Here is a 19390-nt window from a genome sequence, read left to right as displayed (position 1 = left end):
GTATGCAGGCAAGATTCGGCAGTCGTACGGCAGACCTCGTCTGCATGGGGGGCATCGCGTTCTGCGCCCTGGTCCTTTTGTGTTCCGAGAGCGTCATGGAGGCCTACACCTCCATGACGGCGGGGCATCCTTTCTTCATGGGCTTTTGCAAGTTCGCCTTGCTGGCGACCCTGGGCGAATGCCTGGCACTGCGGTTGACCAAAGGGGTCTATGTGACGGCCGGCTTCGGCCTCATCCCCCGCGCCGTGGTGTGGGGCTGCCTGGGGGTCGCCATCTCGGCAGCCTTCATGATCTTTTCTGCGGGAGCGCCGGTCATCCTGCACCTGCTCGGCATGGAAGCGGCGGAACAGGCCCTTTCCGGCCCGCTGGGCACGACGAAGATCCTGACGGCGTTTTCCGTCAGCCTGACGATGAACACCATGTTCGCTCCCATCATGATGATCGCGCACAAGGTGGCTGACCTGCACATCGCCCAGTATCAGGGGCGTCTGGCCTGCCTCTGGAATGCCCCGCAGACCGGCAGGCTCCTGCAGTCCGTGGACTGGAACGGCTTCTGGAAAAACGTGCTGTGCCGCTCCCTGCTCTGGTTCTGGATCCCGGTCCATACCGTGACGTTCCTGTTGCCCCCGTCCTTCCGTGTCCTGTTCGCGGCTGTCCTGGGAGCGATCCTGGGGCTGCTGCTGGCCCTGTTGTCCTCAAAGCAGACGGAGGCCGCATCGGAGGCCGCATAGCGCACGCCGGTTCCCCGAAGGACGGACCGGGGCGATCCCTCCTTGTGGCAGGAGAGCGCCCCCGTGCGTCCGGTATCCCCATCCTTGCATGGGGACAGGGGAAAGGCCTGCCGGATGTACAAAAAAGCCCGCCGGAGTCTTCTCCGGCGGGCTTTTTATCGTTCTTTGCCGCCATGGCGCTCTCGCGCGGGGCGGCCTGTCCCCTGTTCCCCGAGGGGAGCGGGAGGAGGCGTGAAGATTCCCTTTTCCTTCCCGCCATCCTGCAAGCCGCGGCAGAGCGGGAAGACGGGGGAAGGGCAGGGGAGACGAGCTCCCGTTTCCTCAGCCCTCCAGCCCTTTCAGCTTTTCGTGCAGCAGGGCGGCCCTGGAAGCCCCGATGCCGGGCAGGCGGCGCAGATCGTCCACGCTGGCGGCCCGCATGGCCTCCAGACTGCCGAAGGTCTCCCAGAGCAGGCGTGCCGTGGCCGGGCCGATGCCGGGCAGGCGCATGAGCTCGCCGGAAAGGGCGGCCTGACCGCGCGCCTTGCGGTGACGGCCGATGGCGAAACGGTGCGTGGCGTCTCGTACGTTCTGCAAAAAGAGCAGCTCCGCGCAGCCTTCGCGCAGGGGCAGGGGATTGCTGCGGCCGGGCAGGAAGATGCGGTCGGCCACATTGCCCGCGCGCCGGTCGGCATGGCCAGCCTCGTCCCGGGCCTTGGCGATGGCCGCCAGCGGGAAGAAATCGGCCTTGCCCGCATCGGCCAGAGCGCGCTCCACCACGGCCAGCTGGCCGCGGCCCCCGTCGATGAGCATCAGGTCGGGCCAGGGCGGGCCGCTTTCCAGACGCCGGGCCACCCAGGCATAGAGCGTGCCGTAATCGTCGCCGCCGTCGGGCATGGCATAAGCCCGGTACTGGTCGGGGCTGGGGCGGCCGTCCTCATAGACCACCATGCCCACGCGGGTCTGGCGGCCGCCGGTATGAGACACGTCCACGCATTCGATACGCCGGGGCGCGCCCGGCAGGTGCAGGGCCCGCGCCAGCCGTTCCGGCAGGGGCGTTTCCTCCAGCTTTTCGCGCCGCCGGGCCTCTTCGCGGGCATTGGACTGGGCCACGTCCACCAGACGGTTGTCGGCCGGGTTCTGCGGCGCCACCAGCCGCACCGGGCCGCCGCGCCGTTCGGAAAGGGCCTGTTCCAGCAGGCTGCGCTCGTCGGGGGCCCCGTCCGTGCCGCCGTCTTCCCCGTCAGCCTCCTGCACGGCTGCGGGCAGCCAGGGCAGCAGGATGCGCGGCGGCGGGGTGAGTTGTTCGTAATACTGGCCCACGAAGGAAAAGAGCAGCTCCGGCGCGTCGTCGAAGGTCAGGCCCGGCCAGTAAAAGGCCCGGCCGTCGGTCATGGCGCCGCCGCGTACGAAGACCAGCCCCAGGGCCAGGCCCCGCTCCGCCTGGAACAGTCCCAGCACGTCCATGTCGCCGCCGCCGGGCAGGACCGTGGCCTGTCGTTCCACGGTCTTTTCCACGGCGCGGATCTGGTCGCGCAGCACGGCGGCCTGTTCGAATTCCAGAGCTTCCGCAGCGGCTTCCATGCGGCTGTGCAATTCCTTGAGCAGGGGGTCGGCCTTGCCCTGCAAAAGGTCACAGACGCGGCGCACGCCTTCGAAATAGTCCTCGGCCGTGACCAGCCCCATGCAGGGGGCCGGGCACTGGCCCATATGATGGTAAAGGCAGGGGCGCACGCGGTTCTTCATGGCCCTGTCGGAGCAGCGGCGCAGGGGAAAGGCCCGGTGCAGCAGCTTCCAGGTCTCGCGGGCGGCCAGCGAGGACGTGAAGGGCCCGAAATAGCGGGCCCCGTCGCGCCGGGCCTTGCGCACCACCTCCAGCCGGGGGAAGGGGTGCTTGATGTTCACGCGGAAGAGCACGTACTGCTTGTCGTCGCGCAGCACGATATTGTAATGCGGCCGGTATTTCTTGATGAGGCTGGCTTCCAGCAGCAGGGCTTCCTTTTCCGTGGTGGTGGTCAGGAATTCGATGCTCTGCGCGTGGGCCAGCATGGCTTTTGTCTTGGCGGGCAGGCCTTCGGGGCGGAAATAGGAGAGCACGCGGCGGCGCAGGATGCGCGCCTTGCCCACATAGATGACCTGGCCTTTGCCGTCCCGGTACAGGTAGACACCGGGCGAGAGGGGGATGGAAGAAGGATCGGGTTTCTGCATGGCCCCATGCTACAGGCGGGCGCGGAGCAGGGCAAGCCGCGGGTCGGGGCCGGGGGAGCAGGAAGCCCCCTTCCCGCTCCCGCCACAGGATGCCGGCCTACGGGCAGCTGATGACGCCCTCGGACCAGAGGCAGCCGCCACAGGTGGGGGCATCGTTGCCGTAACAGTCGGTAAGGCCCTGTTCCCAGTTCTCGCACAGGCTGCACCGGTAGCAGGGCGAGAACTCGAAATTGAGCACCCGGCGGCGAAAGTCGGCATAGTCCGGGGCGTTCCAGATCTCGTCCAGGCCCTGTTCCGCCAGATCGCCGAAAAAGTGGCTGCGGGTCTCGCGCTGCTTCTGGCGCCAGTAAAGGGTGGCATTGCGCAGCAGGGACATGCAGGGGCTGACATGGCCGTCGAACTTGACGAAGGCCATGCCCTCGTCGATGAAGCGGCAGTGCCGGGCCGCCCGGCTGACGCGCTGGCCGGAAAGGTAGACGCTGCACATGGAGGTGGAGAGCAGGCTGCGCAGGCCTTCCTGGGCCGCCGGGTCCTGCCAGTCCATGAGCGGCAGGTGGATGCGCGGCGAGCTTTCCATGGGCGCGGGATCGCCCAGGCCCCAGTCCACCACGTTGTTGTAGAGCACTTCCGAGGCCGTATGCTCGTCCGTGGGGATGACGTTGGAGATGTTGACCTCGTTCACCTTGTAGTAGGTGGAGAAATAGGGCAGCAGGGCCAGCTCGTGGGCATTGCTCTTCATGACCACGAAGGCCACGCCCAGACGCACGGTCCTGTCCAGACGGGCGCGCTGGCGGTTGAACTCCACGATATGTTCCTTGACCAGCGCCAGCTGGCTGTTGCGGCGGATCTGCGCATAGCGGCCGTCGTCCAGGGCGTCGATGGACAGCCAGAGCATGTCCAGACCGGCATCCAGCAGCTCGGCCGTGCGCCGGGCATCCAGCAGGGTCCCGTTGCTCAGCAGCTCCACGCGCTTGCCCAGCGAGGATGCCGTGCGCACCATCTCCACGATGTCCGGGTGGGCCAGGGGCTCGCCCATGCCGCCGAAAAAGACGGTCTCCACGCTGTCGGGCATGGTCGTCATGGCCTTGCGGAAGGTCTCCGGCCGCATGTCGCCGATGATCTCGTTCTTCCAGCTGTTGCGGAAACACATCTTGCAGCGCAGGTTGCAGCGCGCTGTGGGTTCTATGTAGAGCTTTTTCAGACAGTCATCGGACGGCATGGACTTCTCCTGCTGTGCGCGGGCCGGGAAGGCGGGCGCCGGTTGGGCGACGGTCCTTCCGACATAGCACAGTCCGGGCAAAAGGTCGATGCGGCACGCTCCGGGACGGGGATGTTGTTCCTTTTGGCACATGCGGCGGGCAGGGAGAGGGCGGATGCCATGGGGAGGGTCTCCGCAGCCGTGGCCACAGGCGGACTGCGGGAACTCGCCGGGCACCGCAGCACGCGCGCCCCCTTTGGGGACAACGGCTGTTCCTTCTTTCCGGCAGGGGGCAGCCCGTCTCCTTCGTCCGCGTCGGGGAGGTCTGCGAGGCGGCGGGCGTGGCGTCCCGTCGGCTATTGGGGCTTTGCCATGGAGCAGGGCGGGGAGGGCGGAATGGACATCATCCCTCCGGGATGGCAGGAGAAAGCCATTCTTGTCTTGCCGCCGGAGGCAAAGCCCTGTAAGAGCCATGACGGCGGCAGGGGCACGGCCCCATGCCGGGGCGAGAAAGGAGGATGCCATGCCCGATGCACTTGATATCTTTGTTTTTGTCTGCTGGTTCGCCGGTGGTTTCGTCTCCGGTGTCAGCGGCATCGGCGGAACCATGTTCGCCTTTCCCTTCCTGGCGCTGGCCATCCCCATGCACGCGCTCATCCCTCTGAGCTGCCTGGTCTGCTTTTTCAAGGATGCCTGCATGATCGCCATGCATGTGCGCTTTTGCCGCTTCGATGCCATGCCCTGGCTGCTGCTGGGCGCGGTGCCCGGCTCCTTTGCGGGCGTCTATCTGCTGCAGATCTGTTCCGGCGCCGTCCTGCAGGGCATCGTGGGCATCCTGCTGCTGTTCTTCGTGTACTGGCAGCTCTATGTGCATGGGGGGCGCGGCGGCGGGGCCCGCTTGCAGCCGGTGGGCGTGGCCTGCGGCTTCGGCGCCGGTCTGCTGGGCACGGGCATCGCCCTGGACGGGCCGCCCATGGCCGCCTTTGGCCTGGCCGTGGGCTGGGAGCCGCGTGTCTTTCTGGGCACGGTGAGCGTCTTCTTCATGCTGCGCGGCATCATCACTCTGGTGCTGCAGTGGTGGCACGGCTTTTTCACGCCCGAGGTACTGGGCATGGCCATGTACGGGACGCCCGGCGTGATGCTGGGCAGCCTGGCGGCCTTCCCTGTGGTCAAGCGCATCAACGTGCTTTTGTTCCGCCGTGTCCTGCTGGCCATCATCGCCATCTGCGGCGTGGTCTGCCTGGTGCGCTCCATCTGGTAGGTGGCGGACAGCGGGGAAGGGCAGGCCGGGGGATCGGGCAGGCTGCGACGGATGTTTTCCGACCCTTTCAAAAAAAATTTGCAGATTCCAAAATTTTTGCTTGACCTTCGGCAGCATTTCCCATACATAGAACGAGTTCGATGCGTCCCCATCGTCTAGCCGGCCCAGGACAACGGCCTTTCACGCCGTCGACAGGGGTTCAAATCCCCTTGGGGACGCCAACAAGGAATCAAGGCACCTGCAGTGATGCAGGTGCCTTTTTCGTTTCAGCCCTTGCGGGAGACCGCGAGGGCTTTCTTGTTCGGGACATGCTTTGCGCGAGCGTCCACGGGGAATTGGGCTGGCTCAGGCAAGGTCGTGTGGCCTGTGGCGGAGATCTGTTTTTTCGAACAGAACAGCCGCCGCATCCGGGAAGCCCGGAGTAACGGCGGCTGCGGGAAACAGGCCTTGAGGCCCGCAGGCTAGAATTTGTAGATGAAGCTCACGTTCATGTTCCAGGCATCCTCGGTGCTGTTGGCGGCGTAGCGGCGTCCTCCGGCGTGGTAGCCGCCCCAGACATCCCGGCTGTTGTCCAGCCACAGGGCGATGTAATTGGCCTCCACCAGCAGCTTCAGGTTCTCGTGGAGGGTATAGGTGCTCATGATGCCCACTTCCATGGCCCGGTCCCTGTCGGTCAGGTACAGTCCGTAGTAATTGGCGGTATTGAAGTCCGTCCCGTTGGGGCGGACGATGTCAGGGCCGCCGGCCCCCTTGATGTGGCGGGCCATGCCGGCGCTGTTGGTGCCCTGATAATAGTTGAGATGGATCGTGTGGCTCAGGTCTTCGAAAAAGCTGATATCGCACACGCGCAGGCCCAGGCCCCAGGTGCCCACCAGTGTGGAGCCCAGCAGGGTGTCCCGGCCCAGGGTCCAGGTGCCCAGGGTGCCGAAGCCGGCCACGCTGTTGGTGCCCTCGTTGTTGGCCTCGATGGTGGGCATGCGCTCGGAACCGTTGGCGGGGTCCCCGTCATCGCCGCTGCTGTACCAGCCATAGATGCCGGGAGTGCCCCAGTCCAGCGCGTATTCGGCCAGGGCCGAGGCATACCAGCCGTGACGGTCGAGGGCGGCATCCCCTGTGGCGACGCTGCCCCAGGCCGCGCTCCAGGCCAGACGCAACGGCCGGGCCGCCGTGATCTCGCCGGTGAGGCCCGCCCAGAAGGCCGTGGCCTGGGCCAGGCTGCTCTCGCGGCCATCGAAGCGATAGGCGGACGGGGACAGGCCGATGCCGTAGCTCCCTTCGCTGTTGCGGCTGTAGAACCGTCCGTTGCCGTGGCGGAACGCGTTCTTGCCGATCGTTCCCAGCAGCGCCCAGGGGGTGAGGCGTATATCTTCATACGTCACCGGCAGCAAAAGGCCGAAGAAGTCCGCATTGTCCAGCCAGCCGCTTTGGCCGCCATCGGGGGCGGCCCAGTTGTCATTGAAGGCCCGCGCCCAGAAGGCAGTCAGGGACAGATGTTCCGTGAGCGGAGCGGCGACGCTGATCCCGGCCACGTCGGCATCGAAGACCTGTGAGGCATCGGTGACGAAATCGGGCAGGAAGATGCGCTGCAGGCCCATGCGTGCCTTGAGCCCCGTGCCGGGGAGGTTCCAGTCCAGATAGCTGTGCTTGATCTTGACGATCTGGCCGTCAGCCCCCAGGGCCCCGCCGCTGCGGGCACGGCCCCAGGTGGCCCCGCCTATCTCGAAATAGACGCTGCCGGAAAGGGCATCGGACACCGCGGCATCCAGTTGCAGGCGTACGCGGTTCTTGGCCTCGAAACGGTCCTCGCCCCAGCGACCCCAGCCCTGCACGTTTTTCCCTTCCCTGTCCTTGCGGACAAAGCTGCCGCCATCCCCGTATTCGAGCATGGCGATCCAGACGCCTTTGACACGAAAGTCCACGGCGTGGGCTCCGGGCGCGGTCATGAGCCCCCCCAGCAGGGCCCCGGCCAGCAGGGCGGCGGCTGCGCCATACGGCTTGTTTTTCTTCATCTGTCCTCCTCTGAAATGTGTGGCATGTTTTTAGAAAGTGTGCTACGATTTTCTGGTAGCACGCTTTTTAAAAACATGCCACTATTGTGGGGAGGTTCCTGTGGAAAAAATGAGGATGGGCAAACTGCTGGTATGCTGGCTGCTGCTCTGCGGCCTGAGCCTGCTGGCCGGCTGCCGGGAAGAGGAGAAGGGACAGGCCGGTGCGCCGCGCGAGGAGCTGGTCTATGCCAGCACCAAGGACATCCGGGACATCAATCCGCACCTGTACGGCGGCGAGATGGCAGCCCAGGGCATGGTCTTCGAGCCCCTGGTCATCAACACGGCGGAAGGTGTCCGGCCCTGGCTGGCCGAAAGCTGGGAGATCTCGCCCGACGGCCGCGTCTATACCTTCCATCTGCGCCGTGGTGTGACCTTCAGCGACGGGACGCCCTTCGATGCCGAGGCCGTCCGCCTGAACATGGATGCCATCATCGCCAATCGCCTGCGCCACGCCTGGCTGGACATGATCAACGAGATCGAACGCCACGAAGTCGTGGACAGCCACACCTGGCGTCTGGTACTCAAGCACCCCTATTATCCCACTCTCATCGAGCTGGGGCTGTTGCGGCCTTTCCGTTTCATCTCGCCGTCCTGCTTCATCGACGGCCAGACGCGCAACGGCGTGCGCGGCCTCGTGGGCACGGGCCCGTGGATACTGAAGGAACACAAGGAGAACCAGTACGCCCTGTTCACGGCCAATCCCTCTTACTGGGGAGAGAAGCCCCGTTTGCAGGCCGTGCGCTGGAAGGTGATGCCCGACCACCAGGCCATCCTGCTGGCCTTGCACAAGGGGGACGTGGATCTGGTGTTCGGGGCCGATGGCGACATGCTCAACCTGGACAATTTCGACGCCATCCGCCGTGAGGGGCGCTATGCGGCGGCCATCAGCCAGCCCATCGCCTCGCGGGCCATACTGCTCAATGCCCACCAGCCGTTCACCCGGGAGCGGGACGTGCGCCTGGCCCTGCAGTACGCGGTGGACAGGGAAGGCATCGCCGCCACCATCCTCAACGGTTCCGAAACCGTGGCCCCCAGCCTGCTGGCCTCCACGGTGGCCTATTGCGACCTGCCGCTGGAGGCGCGCGGCCATGACCCGGAAAAGGCGGCGCGTCTGCTGGACGGGGCGGGCTGGCTCATGGCGGCCGACGGCTGGCGCTACAAGGACGGACGGAGGGCCAGCGTGCGCCTGTACTACAATTCGCAGAATGCGCAGGAGCGCAGCATCGGCGAGTACATGCAGGCGGACCTGAAAAAGATCGGGGTGGAGATGAAGATCGTGGGCGAGGAGAAGCAGGCCTTTCTGGATCGCCAGAAGAGCGGCGACTTTGAATTGCAGTATTCCCTGTCCTGGGGCACGCCTTACGACCCGCAGTCCTATATTTCCTCGTGGCGCATCCCGGCGCACGGGGACTATCAGGCCCAGCTGGGTCTGGAGCGCAAGGAATGGCTGGACGCGGCCATCACCCGTTTGATGACCGAGACGGACGAGGAGCGCCGCAAGGCCCTGTATGCGGAGATCCTCGGTTATGTACATGATGAGGGCGTCTACATCCCGCTGACCTATTCCCGCACCAAGGCCGTCCACGTGCGGGAGCTCAAGGGCGTTTCGTTCGGCGTGTCGCAGTACGAGATCCCCTTCGAGAAGATATATTTTTGATGCACTGCGTCCCGGTGTCCGGCAGGCATGGCCTGGAGGCACCGGGACGGAGATGAAGGATGGACATGAAGCATTGCCTGTTGCGTCGCCTGCTGGGGCTCGTGCCGCTCTTGCTGGGGATATCGTTCCTGTCGTTCGTCCTCATCCAGCTCAGCCCCGGGGACCCGGCGGAAGTGGTCATCCGGGTCAATGACATGACCCCCACGCCGGAACTGCTGGCCGAGGTGCGCACGCAGCTCGGGCTGGACAGGCCCTTTCCGGAACGTTACCTACGCTGGCTCGCGGATGTGCTTCGGGGCGACCTGGGCATGAGCTATGTGAACGGGCGGCCCGTGGCCGGGGAGCTGGCCCGGGCCCTGCCGCCCACCCTGATGCTGGCGGGGACGGCCGCGGCCATCACGCTGGCATGCAGCCTGGCCGTGGCCCTGGTCTGTGTCCGCCATGAGGGCAGGGTGGTGGACCGCCTGCTGCGGGCCTTGCTTTTCCTGGGTACCTCCGTACCGGCCTTCTGGGCGGGGCTGCTGCTGATCTGGCTGTTCTCCGTCCATCTGGACTGGCTGCCCACCGGCGGCCTTGAGGGGCCGTCCTCGCTGGTGCTCCCGGCCGTGACGCTGGCCCTGCCCTATCTGGCCGCCTATGCCCGGCTGTTGCGCAACAGCATGGTGCAGACCGCGCAGGAAGACTTCGTCCTCTACGCCCGGGCCTGCGGCCGCAGCCGGGGGGCCATCCTGCACATGGTGCTCCGTAATTCCCTGCAGGCCAGCCTCACGGCCCTGGGCATGAGCCTGCCCAAGCTGGTGGCAGGCAGCTTTGTGGTGGAGTGCATCTTTGCCTGGCCCGGTCTGGGGCGCTTGTGCGTCACGGCCATCTTCAACCGGGATCTTCCCGTCATCCAGGCCTATGTCCTGCTGATGGCCGTGCTGTTCGTGGCCGGCAACCTGTGCATGGACATTTGTGCGGGCCTGCTGGACCCGCGTCTGCGTGAACGGGGGCTGCGATGAGGTGCGTACGGGCATTGCTGCATGACAGGGCTGGCCTGGCCTGCCTGCTGTTCCTGGGCATCGTGCTGCTGGCGGCCCTGCTGGCCCCGTGGCTGACGCCCTGGGATCCGCTGGCCGTGGACGGCAGCCGCAAGCTGGCCCTCTGCGGGCCCGAACACTGGCTGGGCACGGACAGGCTGGGGCGCGACATCTTTTCCCGCCTGCTCTACGGGGCCCGGGCCACGCTGGGCGTCTCGCTGCTGGCCATGGGGGCCACGGTTTCGCTGGGGGCCCTGCTGGGCATGCTGGCGGGCCTTGTGCGCGGGCGGGTGGAGTCCTGCCTCATGCGGCTGTGCGACGTGATGCTCTCCTTCCCCGGCGAGGTCATGGTGCTGGCCATCGTGGGCATGCTGGGGCCGGGGCTGGAAAACGTGGTGCTGGCCTGCGTGGTGGCCAAGTGGCCCTGGTACGCGCGCATGATGCGGACCATCACCCTCCGTTATGCGGACAGGGACTTCGTGCGTTTTGCGCGTGTGGCGGGCTACGGCACGGGCCATATCATGAGGCGTCATCTGCTGCCCTGCGCTGCCGGGGAGATCAGCGTCCTGGCCACGCTGGATACCGGCGCGGTGATACTGATGGTCTCGGCCCTGTCCTTTCTGGGGCTCGGCGTGCAGCCGCCCACACCGGAATGGGGCATGATGCTGGGCGAGGCGCGCGAGGTGATGGTCCTGTACCCGTGGCAGATGCTGCCGCCCGGGCTGGCCATCCTGCTGGTGGTGGCGGCCTGCAACTATCTGGGCGACAGCCTGCGTGATGCTCTGGATCCCAGGCACGCCATGCACAAGGAGCCTGTGCTGTGAATCATGGACATCCCGTGCCGCTGCTGGAACTGCGGCATGTCTCCGTCACGGAGGGCCTGTCCGGCAGGCCGCTGGTGCAGGACGTGAGCTTTTCGCTGCAACGCGGGCACTGTCTGGGCATCGTGGGCGAGAGCGGCAGCGGCAAGAGCCTGCTCTGCCGGGCCCTGCTGGGCCTACTGCCGTCCGGTCTTGTCAGGAGCGGGCAATTGCATTTCGACGGCCGCGATTTGGGCCGTCTCGATCCCGCAGGCTGGCGGGAGCTGCGCGGCACGGGTATGGCCGTCATCCTGCAGCAGGCCATGACGGCCTTCGATCCTCTCAGGCCTTTGGGAAAGCAGCTGGAGGGGGCCTTGCGGGACAGGGGGCGGATGTCCGCTGCCCGGGCCCGGGAGGTTGTTTGCGAGGCCCTGCAGCGGGTGGACCTGCCGGAGACCATCCTGAGCAGCTACCCGCACCAGTTGTCCGGCGGCATGCTGCAACGCTGCATGATCGCCCTGACACTGGCCCTGCGGCCCGCGCTGGTGGTGGCCGATGAGCCTACCACCGCTCTGGATGCCTGCCATCAGCAGCAGGTGCTGCGCTGTCTGGCCGACGTGGCCCGTGATGCCTCACTGATCTTCGTTTCGCACGATCTTGGCGCCGTACAGCAGCTGGCAGACGAGGTGCTGGTCATGCAGGCGGGGCGCTGCGTCGAGTATGGGCAGGCGGCACAGCTTTTCGATGCGCCGGGCCATGCCTGCACCCGGCATCTGGTCCGTACCCGGCTGGCCCTATGGCGGGGCTTCCGGCAGGCTCTGGGAGACAGGTGATGAGCGGCAGCGACATATTTCTTTCCGTCCGGGATATCTGGAAGACCTATGCCGTCCCCCATGGAGGGGGCTCCCGGCCCGTGCTGCAGGGGCTGGACTTCTGTCTGGAGCGGGGCGAGATGGCGGGCCTGGTGGGCGAGAGCGGCAGCGGCAAGAGCACGCTGGCCCGTCTGCTGCTGGGGCTGGAGCGGCCCGACCGTGGTATCGTGCTGCTGGAAGGTCAGCCCTTGCGGCAATGGCGGGCCCGGGGCGGGAGGCTCTCCGTGGTCTTTCAGGACTATGTGACCTCGGTCGATCCGGGCTTTACGCTGGCGGAGGCCGTGGACGAGGGCCTGGGGCCGGGCTGCCGCCTTTCCCGCCGGGAGCGGCGACGGGAAGTGGACAGGCTGCTGGAACGCGTGGGGCTTTCGCCTTCATTGTCCGGCCGTCTGCCGCATGAACTCAGCGGCGGCCAGGTGCAGCGGGCCTGCATCGCGCGGGCGCTGGCCGCGCGACCGTCCTTTCTGGTGCTGGACGAGGCCGTGAGCTCGCTGGATGTCCCGGTACAGGTGCAGATACTGGAATTGCTGCGGGACATTCGCAGCGACACGACCTGCCTTTTCATCACCCATGATCTCCAGGCCGCAACACTGGTCTGTGACAGTTTGCTGGTCCTGGATCAGGGCCGCTGTGCGGAGCATCTGCCGGTGTCGCAGCTGGGGAGCGCCCGCAGCCCGAGCTTGCGGCGGATGCTGGAAACAGTCGTCCCGTTCCGCTCCGCATGGGAGGGGCGCTGTGACGAAGCTGCCGGGGCAGAAAGGGCCACCGGGGCGGCGAAGGTCTGAACGACAGGAGCGCATGGCTCTCCGCCGTAAAGCATCCTGCGGGCATGGCGGCAGGGTGGCTGCAGATTTGTGGCACGGCACCGGCAGGGAACGACCGGCCGCATCCCGTCCGTGAGACGGGCAAGATTTCGTGATCGTGCCGCAGGGAAAAAGACGGCCCAGAGGCAAGGGCTGCCGATACCCGCACGACACCGTAAAGGAGCATATGATGGAGCAGACTGCCGGCATCCCCGGGGATGCTGTTAAGGCCCGGCCCGGGCTCGACGGGCGCATCCGGCGTTACTGGACCCGGCGTTCCGACGCTTTCGGGCAGGTACGCCGTGAGGAATTGCAGAGTGACAAGTCCTCCCTGTGGCGGGCGGAGATCCTGCCCTGGCTGCCGCGCAGGGAAGACGGGACCGCCCTGCGCATACTGGATCTGGGCACGGGCGCGGGATTTTTTGCCATCCTGCTGGCACAGGCGGGCTGCGAGGTCACGGGCGTCGATCTGAGCGAGGGGATGCTCGCCCAGGCCGCCGCACTGGCCGAAGAGGCAGGCTGCACGGTGGACTGGCGCTGCATGAGTGCCACCGAGCTGGATTTTGAGGATGCGTCCTTTGACGGTGTCCTGGCCCGCAACCTGACCTGGACGCTGACGGATCCCGAGGCGGCCTATGCGGAGTGGTTGCGGGTGCTGCGGCCCGGCGGCGTGCTGCTCAATTTTGATGCCGATTACGGGGCGGTGGACTTTACCCGGCTTGCCGATGAAAAGGGGCAACATGCCCATGCCGACGTGGATAGTGCCCTCCTGCAGGAAGGGGAGGACATCCGCCGGGCCCTGCCCCTGAGCCGCCGGGAACGGCCGCAGTGGGACATGGAGGCCCTGGCACGGGCGGGCTTTGTCCGTTGCAGCTGTGATACCGGGCTCAGCGGGCGGATCTTCGTCCGGCGGGATGCCACCTACAATCCGGTGCCCATGTTTGCCCTGCGTGCGTATCGTCCCTGATGCTCTGCCCTGTGGCGGGATTCGGAGGAACTTTGCCGCGACTGCCGGCATGTCGGAAAAAACAAAGAAGGGGGTGCCCGTGGGCATCCCCTTCTTTGTTTCTTTTTACTACGGGACGGATCATGCCCGCTCCTGGGAGCAGAGCAGGTCATGCCATGATGGCGTTAGGCGTTTTCAGCCCGGCGCTTTTCCTTGCGCGCCTGCTGGGCCCTCTGGACATTACGGCGCATCTTGGCTTCGAAATTCCGGGACATCAGCTTCTGTTCGGAAGGATAGCCGCAGAGGTATTTGTACTCTTCCACATTGATGCCGTGATTGGCCAGATGGCGGGACGTCAGGGAGCAGGCCGCCTTGCCGCACAGGCAGCAGGTGATGGTGTTGTCGGTGATGGCTTCCGCGGGATTGAAGACCAGATCGGCCTTGGTGAAGATCTTTTTGGGGGCCGGGGCGGGCTTCTTTTCCTCTTCGACGGGAAGGGGCTCGTCCACGGGGGGCAGAGCGGCAGGCGCGGCCTCTTCGACCTTCACAGGCTGTTCGGCCTGGGCGTTGATCCGGCGCTCGATGGCCATATTAAGGATCTTTGCCTTTTCGTACTGCTCCATGATGAATTCGATGGGCTGGTCGCTGTATTTGTTGAAAATGGCATTAAAAATATCTTTGTCTTCCAGAGCCATAAAAGTCCCTCCTTTTATTTCATATGCCAGAGGCGACCGTATATGAGTAAAAGATATTTTTCAAGAAATAACTGGTTTGTTTTATTTTTTATTGAAACATATTCAAAATAATATTTTTTCTATAGAACAAAATAAATCAATATCTGTTTTTATTAGCCAATGAATTATGAGGCAGATAATCAGGACGGTCTATGCGGGAACGCGATTAGCTCTCGTCTTGTCTGGAGAAGTAAGCATCCCGTGCGATAGTCCAGGGGTGATATTGTGAGACAGCTCCAGGACAATGCGCAGGGATGGATACTTGCTGCGAAACTCGGACAGAGAACAAGTCTTATGTTCGGTATGATTTACTACGGTTCCCTGTCTTGATGAGGCCGTATGGCTGGAGAGCTGAAACTCCTGCCCTTCTTGGGCGAAGGGCATATCTGCATGCAAACGGCTGCGGCCTCCTGTCTTGTTCGGGCAGGCTTATTGCCCAGCTTCCCGCTGGGATGGCCAGGAGAGAGCGGCGGGAAACTATCGCATGGACAGTCTCCAAGATCGAAGATGGTCTGCTGGCCTATGTCTGCCGGGCAGATCTGCTTCGGTAAAGGAAGGGGATCAAAACTCTGGGGCAACGGTGTTGCTATCGGATCGACGGCCTCATCGGGGCAACTTTCAGACAGAGGCCGCCGCCATCCGTCAGCTTGCAGGCTTTTTCCTGGGCTTCGCGCCGCGAATGGCGGTATCCGTGAGCTTTCCGGGCATTGGGGGCAACTCCTGTTTGAAATATATGGGGCAACGTTACTTGCCCCCAAAGTTGCCCCTTTTTTTGTGGCTGTCTGCGATTTTTCGTGAGTCTTCTTGAACCTCAAAAACAGAAAAAGTCCGCTCAGCTCAAGGCTTTGCGGACTTTCTTGGATCTCGGTGGTCTTTGGTATGGCGGAGAGGGTGGGATTCAAGGGATCACATCCTAACAATGCGAAAATATAAGCACTTTTTATTTTCGACTGCTTCCGTGTGTAGCATATTTCCGTTCCTGTGGGAATCGCCTTTTTCCCTCTGCTCGTCAAGCGTCCTGCCCGTCGGTGAGGACCTTGTATAAGGTGGTCCTGCTCACGCCGAAGTGCCGGGCCACGTCCGTCTTGCTCTGTCCCGCCGCGACCATCTGCCGGGCCTGCTTCGCCTGTTCTGCTGAGAAGGACGGCTTGCGTCCCTTGTACTTCCCCGCCGCTTTGGCAATGGCTATACCCTCCCGCTGCCGCTCCTTAATCATGGCCCGCTCGAACTGGGCCACGGCCCCGATGATTTGAAGCTGTAGCTTTGGAAGGGGTCTTCCTTGCTGATTGGAACGTATTGGTACCATTATTACTTTAGATGTGACGTATAGACCGTTGTCTTAAAGTCAACATCATATATTTTATGTAAAAAATATATGGAATGATGTATGGCAGATATCAGGGAGAAAGTTGGCCAAAGAATCAGGGAATTGCGGAGAGAAAAAGGTATTTCTCAGGAAAAATTAGCACTCTTAATCGGTATTGATAGGACATACATTGCTAGTGTTGAAGGAGGCCATAGGAATATATCAATAATAAATCTGTCTAAAATATGGGAAGGCCTTGGGATTAATGCAAAGGATTTTTTTGATACTTCTATTTTTAGGGGGTAGTTATGAATTTAAGCCCGTATAAAAATATAAAAAATGATGAATGGATAAGTATTACTGAAAGACTAATTAGAGAATTCCCTATAGAATTAGGTACCATCGCTGAATGTGTAGATGTTGCTTGGCGCCGTGTGTGGCAGACTCGCATCGGTACAGATAATGTAATTTTTCAATTGAATGAAATAAATCCTCCTGCACCTGTTATTGGATATCTATTTGAAAAGCTATTCGCTAAAGAACTATCGATATTATTTCCAGAGATATGGCGTGGAGGTTCAGGGAATGAAAAAGATGTTGTTAATATTCATGATGAAAAATTTTCATTTGAAATAAAAACATCAGGGCAGCTTGGTACAAAAATATACGGAAATAGAAGTTATGGACAAAAGGTTGAACATACAGAATTAGAGAAAAAAGATAAATCAGGATATTATTTAACTGTCAACTTTTATAAAGATCATATTAATTTGATTCGTTTTGGCTGGATTGATGCAAATGATTGGCGATCTCAAAATGCTGCGTCAGGACAAATGGCAAGCTTACATAAGGATGTATATAAGTACAAATTAAAAAAAATAATATGCCCATATATCCTTAAAGCAGATATTGAGATTATTGATAATATTGGAACGAAGACAGCACAAAAGTTTTATAATTTGAATGTATATACAGTAGGTGATTTGTTGAAAGCAAATAATCTTCCAAAAAAACTTGAAAAATTAAAAAATACAGCTTCCGCTTACTACGGAGCTTTATTACAAATTGAATAGGGGGAGCTTGCTATAAGCATTGCCTGCTGCTTGGATGCGCGTATAGGCAATAGAACAATAGGACTTGTTGATTTCAAATCCGATAGAGTATCGATTATGGCGTAGGCAAGCTTCAATGGTGGAGCCCGATCCGAGAAAAGGATCGATCACAACCTCATTCTCTTGGGAAAACCCCTTAATTACTCGTTCACATAAGTCGAGTGGGAATTGAGCAGGATGCTTTGTTCTTTCTGCGGAAGAACGATTTTTTCCAGAAGTGACTTTTGCAATTTGCCAAACATCAGAAGGGTTTTTCCCAAGAGTATTGCACCGCAATTTTCCCTTCTTTTTTTGATTTGGATAAAGGACATTAGGGTCACGTATATCATCAAGATTAAAACAATAATTATCTTTATCTTTCACATACCATAAAATTTTTTCATTCCGTGGAGAGAGATATTTCTTCATAGCAACGCCTGCTCCATAATTCCAGATAATCTCTTGCTGGAGATAAAATGGGATTTTATCCCATAATAAATATATAATTGGGATTGCATGAGCTATGTTTTCCATGTTTATATATCCTATGTTATATAAAAAAGCTCCATTATGTTTTGTTGCTGTATAAACAAGGCTTATCCATTGCTGACTCCATTTTATATATTCATTAATAGGCATTATTTTTTCATATTCTTTTCCTATATTATAAGGAGGAGAGGTAAAAAATAGATCTATGCTATCGGCAGGAAGTTTTTTTAGTAAAAGTAGAGCATCACCATTATATATTGCATATTTTTCTCCTCTGTATGTTGGTGCCCCAAGTGAGTTTACGATGGACTCAAATTTTTTTTGCATTATACTAGCTCCTTATAGAGAAAGGGTCATATATTTTAATTCAATAGGTCTTATATAATGAAGAAGCGCTTATATCTCCGGTAGGTAACATGCTGATATAGCAACCGGAGCATAAGCGCTTGCTTGTGCTGTTCGGGTCTAATTGCTAAAAAATGCTGGGCAGAGTGGGATTCAAAAGAACCCATCCTAATAATTCACCTATTTTTGTAAATATCGCCTTTTTCTTTCTGCCCGTCAAGTCTCCTGCCCGCCGGTGAGGACCTTATATAAGGTGGTCCTGCTCACGCCGAAGTGCCGGGCCACGTCCGTCTTGCTCTGTCCTGCCGCGACCATCTGCCGGGCCTGCTCCGCCTGTTCTGCTGAGAAGGACGGCTTGCGTCCCTTGTACTTCCCCGCCGCTTTGGCAATGGCTATACCCTCCCGCTGCCGCTCCTTAATCATGGCCCGCTCGAACTGGGCCACGGCCCCGATGAGCTGGAGCTGGAGCTTCTGGAAGGGGTCTTCCTTGCCGGAGAAGGTCAGGCCCTCCTTGTGGAAGACCACGGCCACGGCCCGCTGGTTGAGGCTTTCGATAAGGTGCAGCAGGTCTTGCAGGTTGCGGGCCAGCCTGTCGATGCTGTGGACGTGCAGGGTATCGCCTTCCCGCGTGTAGTCCAGGCAGGCCATGAGGCCGGGACGTCGGGTGTCCTTGCCGCTGCATGTGTCAGTGAAGGTCTTGTCCAGCGGGACCCCTTCAAGCTGACGGGCGGTGTTCTGGTCGATACTGCTCACGCGGATGTAGCCGATGTTCTTCCCGTTCATGGTCGCTCCTTTGTTGTGTTCATTTAGAGTTATAAACTTAAATAGTATTTGTCAAATAAATCGTAAATAGACCCTAGATGAACGTTTAGGGGGATGATGGTCTATGTCCGTCTGATGTGTACCCTAATTGGACAGATGGTAGGCTGCCAAAGTGTTTTTTTAGGCACCGTTGGCGGAGAAAGAAATCTGTACCTTACTGTTTATCCATCAACGCTTAGACCCAATTGGAGGGATGGTAGAATCATATTTATTGAATATATTATATATACGGTTTTATACATTAAGATGACTTTAGTTGCCTTATCCTTCAAACAACTAACAACATCTTGATTCTACTGCTAAACAATTATAATATGGGTGGCGTCTGGAGAATCTAGGGACTTGATGGTAATTAAGGCAGATAAAAGAAAAAAGAGGTCGCTATTATGACGATGAGTGAATCTAATTTGGCAGAAAAACTTGCGTCTTGCAAAACGCAACTTGGGCGTCTTGCAACCTTCGAATGGATTGGATGCTGTATTTGGCATATTTATGCGAGTAATTCTATATCATTGTCTATATATAGTGCATCTGTGATTATTATAGGAATGTTTATATCCGCTGTTGTGTTTGGTGTCATAATGTATATTCCGAGAAGAATTGGAATTAACATTATTTTAAGAATGAAGGGTGATAAAAGTGACAATATAAAATATTATGGAATGAAGTGCGTGTCATTTATTGTTGATGTGATTTCTTTTTTGTGTATATACAATGCTACAAAATTTGCTTTACTATATAGAATATAATTTATACAGTCTATTGATATAAAGCTATTCAAGGAAAGAGAAAGTATAGTTTTTTCATACCTATCTTTAGGTTCGAAGAAAAGCATCTCCGTAACATGGGGGGAAGACCTCCTTTCGTGGATAGGTATAAGCGTTTCACATTTTTTTCGCCTAAAATAGTCGGGAAAGCCTGAAACGCATCTTACTTTGGATGACCGGGAACACCGCGCCAGTCAAGGATATTTCGCGTTCCATGCCTTAGAGATACTGAAACGTGAAATCCTGTTTCCCTTGGGGTGCGCCCAGAGCTTCCCCATATCCGGGAATCGTTGAAACGAGGCGTCCCGTCCGTG

At 59.6% G+C, this 19390-nt stretch carries 17 protein-coding genes and 1 tRNA gene; 11 read left to right on the top strand and 7 right to left on the bottom strand.

The window, feature by feature from the left end; genetic code table 11:
* Window positions 1-2 precede the first annotated feature (2 nt).
* Window positions 3-731, top strand: a complete 729-nt coding sequence (locus ACQRAG_RS02670; RefSeq protein ID WP_418740745.1) for a hydrolase — start codon at window positions 3-5, stop codon at window positions 729-731.
* A gap of 321 nt (window positions 732-1052) precedes the next feature.
* On the opposite strand, the gene uvrC is transcribed toward ACQRAG_RS02670, so the two are convergent.
* A complete protein-coding gene (gene uvrC, locus ACQRAG_RS02665) occupies window positions 1053-2918 on the bottom strand; it encodes an excinuclease ABC subunit UvrC (RefSeq protein ID WP_204625093.1) in 1866 nt (621 codons plus the stop codon).
* A gap of 97 nt (window positions 2919-3015) precedes the next feature.
* Window positions 3016-4137 (bottom strand): radical SAM protein, encoded by a 1122-nt coding sequence (locus ACQRAG_RS02660; RefSeq protein ID WP_427803854.1) that lies wholly within the window; start codon window positions 4135-4137, stop codon window positions 3016-3018.
* 502 nt (window positions 4138-4639) lie between these two features.
* Here ACQRAG_RS02660 and ACQRAG_RS02655 point away from each other — a divergent pair.
* Together ACQRAG_RS02655 and ACQRAG_RS02650 are read left to right on the top strand one after the other, a co-directional pair.
* Window positions 4640-5377, top strand: a complete 738-nt coding sequence (locus ACQRAG_RS02655; protein WP_168936221.1) for a sulfite exporter TauE/SafE family protein — start codon at window positions 4640-4642, stop codon at window positions 5375-5377.
* A gap of 144 nt (window positions 5378-5521) precedes the next feature.
* Window positions 5522-5598: transfer RNA gene (locus ACQRAG_RS02650), tRNA-Glu, on the top strand.
* Window positions 5599-5838: 240 nt separating this feature from the next.
* On the opposite strand, the gene ACQRAG_RS02645 is transcribed toward ACQRAG_RS02650, so the two are convergent.
* Window positions 5839-7386 carry an outer membrane homotrimeric porin gene (locus ACQRAG_RS02645; protein ID WP_427803855.1) on the bottom strand — a complete coding sequence of 516 codons (1548 nt, stop codon included), beginning with the start codon at window positions 7384-7386 and terminating at the stop codon, window positions 5839-5841.
* 109 nt (window positions 7387-7495) lie between these two features.
* Here ACQRAG_RS02645 and nikA point away from each other — a divergent pair, with 109 nt between their 5' ends.
* The 6 genes from nikA (at window position 7496) to ACQRAG_RS02615 (ending at window position 13543) form a co-directional block, all read left to right on the top strand.
* A complete protein-coding gene (nikA, locus tag ACQRAG_RS02640) occupies window positions 7496-9082 on the top strand; it encodes a nickel ABC transporter substrate-binding protein (protein WP_427803883.1) in 1587 nt (528 codons plus the stop codon).
* Between the two features lie 59 nt (window positions 9083-9141).
* A complete protein-coding gene (opp1B, locus tag ACQRAG_RS02635; RefSeq protein WP_427803856.1) occupies window positions 9142-10083 on the top strand; it encodes a nickel/cobalt ABC transporter permease in 942 nt (313 codons plus the stop codon).
* Window positions 10080-10925 carry a nickel/cobalt ABC transporter permease gene (gene opp1C, locus ACQRAG_RS02630; protein WP_427803857.1) on the top strand — a complete coding sequence of 282 codons (846 nt, stop codon included), beginning with the start codon at window positions 10080-10082 and terminating at the stop codon, window positions 10923-10925. Before opp1B ends, opp1C begins: the two co-directional genes overlap by 4 nt.
* Window positions 10922-11734, top strand: a complete 813-nt coding sequence (locus ACQRAG_RS02625; RefSeq protein ID WP_427803858.1) for an ATP-binding cassette domain-containing protein — start codon at window positions 10922-10924, stop codon at window positions 11732-11734. Before opp1C ends, ACQRAG_RS02625 begins: the two co-directional genes overlap by 4 nt.
* Window positions 11734-12558, top strand: coding sequence for an ABC transporter ATP-binding protein (locus ACQRAG_RS02620; RefSeq protein ID WP_427803859.1), 825 nt, complete (start codon window positions 11734-11736; stop codon window positions 12556-12558). Before ACQRAG_RS02625 ends, ACQRAG_RS02620 begins: the two co-directional genes overlap by 1 nt.
* 205 nt (window positions 12559-12763) lie before the next feature.
* Window positions 12764-13543, top strand: coding sequence for a class I SAM-dependent methyltransferase (locus ACQRAG_RS02615; protein ID WP_427803860.1), 780 nt, complete (start codon window positions 12764-12766; stop codon window positions 13541-13543).
* 164 nt (window positions 13544-13707) lie between these two features.
* Here ACQRAG_RS02615 and ACQRAG_RS02610 read toward each other — a convergent pair whose 3' ends face one another.
* Together ACQRAG_RS02610 and ACQRAG_RS02605 are read right to left on the bottom strand one after the other, a co-directional pair.
* Complete coding sequence (locus ACQRAG_RS02610; RefSeq protein WP_204674841.1) at window positions 13708-14217, bottom strand: MucR family transcriptional regulator; 510 nt, start codon at window positions 14215-14217, stop codon at window positions 13708-13710.
* Window positions 14218-15265: 1048 nt separating this feature from the next.
* A complete protein-coding gene (locus ACQRAG_RS02605; protein WP_427803861.1) occupies window positions 15266-15493 on the bottom strand; it encodes a recombinase family protein in 228 nt (75 codons plus the stop codon).
* 150 nt (window positions 15494-15643) lie between these two features.
* Between ACQRAG_RS02605 and ACQRAG_RS02600 the strand changes: the two genes are divergently transcribed.
* Window positions 15644-15868, top strand: a complete 225-nt coding sequence (locus tag ACQRAG_RS02600; RefSeq protein WP_204626671.1) for a helix-turn-helix domain-containing protein — start codon at window positions 15644-15646, stop codon at window positions 15866-15868.
* A 2-nt stretch (window positions 15869-15870) separates the two neighbouring features.
* The gene (locus tag ACQRAG_RS02595) at window positions 15871-16635 is read left to right on the top strand and encodes a ScaI family restriction endonuclease (protein WP_204626670.1); all 765 of its coding nucleotides are present in this window, start codon (window positions 15871-15873) and stop codon (window positions 16633-16635) included.
* Here ACQRAG_RS02595 and ACQRAG_RS02590 read toward each other — a convergent pair.
* Both ACQRAG_RS02590 and ACQRAG_RS02585 read right to left on the bottom strand, forming a co-directional pair.
* Window positions 16621-17469 (bottom strand): DNA-methyltransferase, encoded by an 849-nt coding sequence (locus ACQRAG_RS02590; protein ID WP_204626669.1) that lies wholly within the window; start codon window positions 17467-17469, stop codon window positions 16621-16623. The two genes, ACQRAG_RS02595 and ACQRAG_RS02590, sit on opposite strands and share 15 nt — an antisense overlap.
* 234 nt (window positions 17470-17703) lie before the next feature.
* On the bottom strand, window positions 17704-18270 hold the full coding sequence (locus ACQRAG_RS02585; protein ID WP_297230655.1) for a recombinase family protein: 567 nt from the start codon (window positions 18268-18270) through the stop codon (window positions 17704-17706).
* Between the last annotated feature and the right edge of the window lie 1120 nt (window positions 18271-19390).

The organism is Desulfovibrio sp. SGI.230, from assembly GCF_050313065.1.
In the GTDB taxonomy this organism is placed as follows: Bacteria; Desulfobacterota; Desulfovibrionia; order Desulfovibrionales; family Desulfovibrionaceae; genus Desulfovibrio.
Note: the sequence above shows the minus strand (reverse complement) of the source record. Positions and strands in the feature narration are given on the sequence as shown.

What these genes read in the sequence shown, in the direction of transcription:
- ACQRAG_RS02670 (WP_418740745.1), top strand. Translation starts at nt 3, where the DNA reads ATGCAGGCAAGATTCGGCAGTCGTACGGCAGACCTCGTCTGCATGGGG.
- uvrC (WP_204625093.1), bottom strand. Translation starts at nt 2,918, where the DNA reads ATGCAGAAACCCGATCCTTCTTCCATCCCCCTCTCGCCCGGTGTCTAC.
- ACQRAG_RS02660 (WP_427803854.1), bottom strand. Translation starts at nt 4,137, where the DNA reads ATGCCGTCCGATGACTGTCTGAAAAAGCTCTACATAGAACCCACAGCG.
- ACQRAG_RS02655 (WP_168936221.1), top strand. Translation starts at nt 4,640, where the DNA reads ATGCCCGATGCACTTGATATCTTTGTTTTTGTCTGCTGGTTCGCCGGT.
- ACQRAG_RS02645 (WP_427803855.1), bottom strand. Translation starts at nt 7,386, where the DNA reads ATGAAGAAAAACAAGCCGTATGGCGCAGCCGCCGCCCTGCTGGCCGGG.
- nikA (WP_427803883.1), top strand. Translation starts at nt 7,496, where the DNA reads ATGAGGATGGGCAAACTGCTGGTATGCTGGCTGCTGCTCTGCGGCCTG.
- opp1B (WP_427803856.1), top strand. Translation starts at nt 9,142, where the DNA reads ATGGACATGAAGCATTGCCTGTTGCGTCGCCTGCTGGGGCTCGTGCCG.
- opp1C (WP_427803857.1), top strand. Translation starts at nt 10,080, where the DNA reads ATGAGGTGCGTACGGGCATTGCTGCATGACAGGGCTGGCCTGGCCTGC.
- ACQRAG_RS02620 (WP_427803859.1), top strand. Translation starts at nt 11,734, where the DNA reads ATGAGCGGCAGCGACATATTTCTTTCCGTCCGGGATATCTGGAAGACC.
- ACQRAG_RS02615 (WP_427803860.1), top strand. Translation starts at nt 12,764, where the DNA reads ATGATGGAGCAGACTGCCGGCATCCCCGGGGATGCTGTTAAGGCCCGG.
- ACQRAG_RS02610 (WP_204674841.1), bottom strand. Translation starts at nt 14,217, where the DNA reads ATGGCTCTGGAAGACAAAGATATTTTTAATGCCATTTTCAACAAATAC.
- ACQRAG_RS02600 (WP_204626671.1), top strand. Translation starts at nt 15,644, where the DNA reads ATGGCAGATATCAGGGAGAAAGTTGGCCAAAGAATCAGGGAATTGCGG.
- ACQRAG_RS02595 (WP_204626670.1), top strand. Translation starts at nt 15,871, where the DNA reads ATGAATTTAAGCCCGTATAAAAATATAAAAAATGATGAATGGATAAGT.
- ACQRAG_RS02590 (WP_204626669.1), bottom strand. Translation starts at nt 17,469, where the DNA reads ATGCAAAAAAAATTTGAGTCCATCGTAAACTCACTTGGGGCACCAACA.
- ACQRAG_RS02585 (WP_297230655.1), bottom strand. Translation starts at nt 18,270, where the DNA reads ATGAACGGGAAGAACATCGGCTACATCCGCGTGAGCAGTATCGACCAG.